General features: G+C 45.4%; 4 protein-coding genes. All 4 read right to left on the bottom strand.

The features are described 5' to 3' along the window. Nucleotides 1-79 precede the first annotated feature (79 nt). The 4 genes from HWQ41_RS26425 to surE all read right to left on the bottom strand — a co-directional run bounded on the left by HWQ41_RS26425 (nucleotide 80) and on the right by surE (nucleotide 3,654). Nucleotides 80-1,150 (bottom strand): bifunctional riboflavin kinase/FAD synthetase, encoded by a 1,071-nt coding sequence (locus tag HWQ41_RS26425; RefSeq protein ID WP_292769764.1) that lies wholly within the window; start codon nucleotides 1,148-1,150, stop codon nucleotides 80-82. 49 nt (nucleotides 1,151-1,199) lie between these two features. Continuing rightward, on the bottom strand, nucleotides 1,200-1,364 hold the full coding sequence (locus HWQ41_RS26420; RefSeq protein ID WP_292769761.1) for a hypothetical protein: 165 nt from the start codon (nucleotides 1,362-1,364) through the stop codon (nucleotides 1,200-1,202). Between the two features lie 309 nt (nucleotides 1,365-1,673). Beyond that, nucleotides 1,674-2,570 carry an MBL fold metallo-hydrolase gene (locus HWQ41_RS26415; RefSeq protein WP_292769758.1) on the bottom strand — a complete coding sequence of 299 codons (897 nt, stop codon included), beginning with the start codon at nucleotides 2,568-2,570 and terminating at the stop codon, nucleotides 1,674-1,676. A gap of 286 nt (nucleotides 2,571-2,856) precedes the next feature. Beyond that, on the bottom strand, nucleotides 2,857-3,654 hold the full coding sequence (gene surE, locus HWQ41_RS26410; RefSeq protein ID WP_292769767.1) for a 5'/3'-nucleotidase SurE: 798 nt from the start codon (nucleotides 3,652-3,654) through the stop codon (nucleotides 2,857-2,859). Between the last annotated feature and the right edge of the window lie 296 nt (nucleotides 3,655-3,950).

Below are 3,950 nucleotides of genomic sequence, written 5' to 3'. Positions count from 1 at the left end.
GAGTAGGGGAAGCAGGGGGGAGAAGAATTAATAACCAATGCCCCATGCCCCATGCCCGATGTCCTATCTATTGTTCCCACTAAGCACTCAGAACTTCTCTAGCAACAACGCAGTCAAGTTGAATTTGTGTTTTCAGGGCTTCTAGAGAAGGAAATTTTTGTTCAGGGCGCAAAAATTTAACTAGCTGCACAACCAGTTTTTTACCATACAAATCACCTGACCAATCGAATAAATGTACTTCCGCAGATGAATAAGTACCATTTACAGTTGGGCGGGTACCGATATTCATTACGCCCAAGCTCTCAGTAGGAGTGATATCTGATGTTTCACTGAGAGTGAAAACGCGGACAGCGTAAACTCCTTGGCGGGGCAAAAACTTTTCTTTTGGTAGTTGGAGGTTGGCGGTGGGAAAGCCAATTGTTCTGCCCAATTGTTGACCTTGAACGACAATACCAAGGAGAGTGTAGGGACGTCCTAGTAGGAGATTTGCGTTTTCGATGTCGCCGTGTTCAAGGGTTTGGCGGATCAATGAAGTGCTAATGCGGGCATCCTGAGTCGGAGTAGTATTGACGCAACTGCTTTGGGTGGGCGAGTTACCTGTATAAGTTTGTAAGGGAACGATGGTAACGGGGATATTGTACTTGGCGGCGAGTAATTGCAAATCTTTGGCAGTACCACTGCGCTTTTCGCCAAAACAAAAATCCTGCCCGATGCTAATTCGCTGGCATCGCAGTTGTTGCACAAGAATTTTTTCGACGAATTCTTCGGGGGTCAAAGCAGACAATTCTTTGTCAAAGGGTAGTAATACCAGTTGTTCTACCCCAAGCGATCGCAATTGTTGGACTTTTTCATCCAGTGGCGTTAACAATGTCCGGGGTTGCCCCGTAAAGAACTCGTGTGGATGGGGGTCAAAGGTGACAACTGTTGAATAGATATATTCTCTATTTGTCTGTTGTCCGTTGTCTGTTGTTAGTTGCGGACTACTGGCTACTGACAAGTGACCACCAGTGTGCAAGACTGGTTGAATTACCCTTTGATGACCAAGATGAACACCATCAAACTTGCCAAGGGCAACAGCAGTCGGCGTTAGCAGCTCTTCGCTTGAAGAAGCAACCCACACAGAACACCCATTTTGAGACAAATTTAGCACGTGGATTCTGAGATTTTAGGTTTATTTTAGCTATCAGCAGGAAGCTACCTTATGGTAAACCGCCTTGAGGAGGACAGCTTTTGTAGATGGTCTGAACTTTCACCAACTGCCCATAAAGTCTTATGCGATCAGCCAGGGTGTTGATGCCACCCCTTTTAGCTATCAGCCAAAAGCCTAACCCACGGGAAGTCGCCCAAGATGGTTTCTTGTGCAATTAGCTGTCAAGCTAATTGCTAAGTCCAGATAACCCCAAATACCAGAGCTAAAAAGGCTCTAGTTTCGTGCTGAGACTGCAACGAGGTTTTACCCCGACCATCAGCCGCAATCTTAGGGCATCTGTGGGTGTCTGGGCTGTGTTGGTGAATCTATAAAGTGTATCCTCCTGTTATCGCCCCGCTCCTGTGGTCGGCGTGACAACTCTGGGCAGCGCTGTCTCACCGTGCAGCCAACAGGTACGCTCTCGTGCTGAAAGCTTCTGATCACCAATCTAATCTAAAATCTCCAATTCCTGCGATCGCAATCTTTAGGTAGAAAACTTGCTAACAGGAAAAGATTCTGATAAGGAAACTGAGGTGGGAACCCGAAGTACCATTCCTTCCCGTGCCATGATCGCCCCAGGAAATTTCGCAGCTGCTTGTTTCCCGACACGATCTAAAAAGTCGTCATCGTGTGCGGGGTCGTGGTGATAAATCACTAGAGTTTTGACATTAGCAGCTTGTGCCACTTTCACTGCTTCTTGCCAAGTAGAATGTCCCCAGCCAATTTTCGGGGATGTTGGGCAATGATATTCCTCGTCTGTGTAGGTAGAATCGTAAATCAGAATGTCGGCATTACGAGCTAGCCACACTACATTGTCATCGAGTCGGTCGGGAAAATGTTCGGTATCAGTAATATAAGTAGCAGCGCCACCACGCCAGTTGACGCGGTAGCCTACGGCTTCACCTGGATGGTTTAAAGGTGCTGTTTCCAGGGTAAGGTCATCGATGTGTATTGGTTGCCCCGGTCGAATGTCGTAGAAATTTAAATTGGCTTGCATAATCTGCAAGGGTACGGGAAAGTTCGGGTGCAACATCTGGTCATTCAGGCGCTGTTCTATGGTAGAACCATCAGGAGCGATCGCGCCGTAAATATGAAAGTCATTCCCCTTCGCAAACCCTGGAGTAAAGAAGGGAAAACCCTGCATGTGATCCCAGTGAGAGTGGGTAAAAAATATATGAGCTTCTAACGGCATTTGGCGCAATAAAGATTGCCCCAAAACGTGTAGTCCCGTGCCAGCATCGAAAATTAAGCGTTTATCGCCCGCTTGCATTGATATGCAAGGGGTATTACCGCCGTAACGAACGGTGTTTGGCCCTGGAGTGGGGATGCTGCCGCGAACGCCCCAAAATTGTACGGTAAATTGGTTCTCTATCCTAGACATAGGTGTTGCTTGCTGGACTGAGCGGGCGATAATTGGAAAAATTGTTACTTATTTTGTCTAAGTTTATGCTGTCTAACCGATTTTGGTAGAGGGAGGATTTCTTGGTAAAACAGCATACCCTGTTTCTGGCTGATTGTGTAAATGTGGATGAGATACTCTCAGGTAGAATTTTCCAGTTTTTGGGGTGGATATGTATCATTTATTTCAATGTGTCCCTACGTTATAGCCTACATTTTTCTGTGATGCATTTGAATAACCCCAGTTTTGTCCTGATGAATCAAATGATTCACGGAAAATTGAATTCCCACTCAGATAATTTATCTAGTCCATCTGCGTAGGTTAGATTGTATTGTAACGGCGTTATACTGATGTAGTTTTTACGTATAACGTCCACGTCTGTCGGTACATTTTGAGGCAGATTTAATCCGGTTAGGGGTTCCACATCCTCAATTACCTCTCCGGTTAACCAGTAGTACGTTTTTCCACGAGGATCAACTCGTTTATCAAACACATCAATGTAATGCCGCACTCCTTGACGGGTGAGAGTAACTCCGGCAATTTCTTCCCACTTGAGGGCAGGAATATTGACGTTGAGCAACATTAAACCTGGCAGAGGTTTTTGGGCTAACTGATCTACGAGAATTTTGGCAAACTTAGCAGCAGGTTTAAAGTCTTTAGATGTGTGACTAGTAAGACTTAGCGCTACACTGGGGATGCCTTCAATTAGACCTTCCATCGCCGCAGAAACAGTGCCGGAATACAAAATTTCAGTTCCCAAATTCGCACCTTGATTAATGCCAGAGATAACCAAATCGGGGGGAGTCGAGAGCAAAGCCCACAGCGCCAATTTGACGCAATCTGAAGGCGTACCATCGCAAGCCCAAGCTTTGACAGCAGGATGAAAAATCTCTTCAACAATTTCGGCGCGAATTGGTTGGTGTAAAGTTAACCCATGTCCAGTTGCCGATCGCTCGCGATCTGGGCAAACTACACTCACATCATGACCTGCCTCTGCCAAGTAGTTGGCTAGGGTAAGAATACCCAAGGCAGAAATGCCGTCATCGTTGCTAATTAGTAATTTCATAGTCATTGATCGTTGGTCATTAGTTATTTGTTATTTGTTATTAGCCATTTGTCAATGTCGCAGGTCACAAACAGCAAAAAAACATATATACTCACTAGTACACTGTGGCGTCAGTTTGCCTACCTTTAACAACTTGCTCAGAGCAACTTGTCTGGTTAATTGAGATATAGGAATCCGATTTGATTCCTGAACTTACTTGCGTAGGGAGGGAACTCTTAACAGGGAACTCTTAACAGGGAATAGGAAAGAAGGGAATAGATGTGTACTGAGTTATTTCAAAAATCAAATACGAGTCC

Origin of the sequence: Nostoc sp. NOS(2021) (genome assembly GCF_017115025.1) — a bacterium.
Lineage (GTDB): Bacteria > Cyanobacteriota > Cyanobacteriia > Cyanobacteriales > Nostocaceae > Nostoc.
Note: the sequence above shows the minus strand (reverse complement) of the source record. Positions and strands in the feature narration are given on the sequence as shown.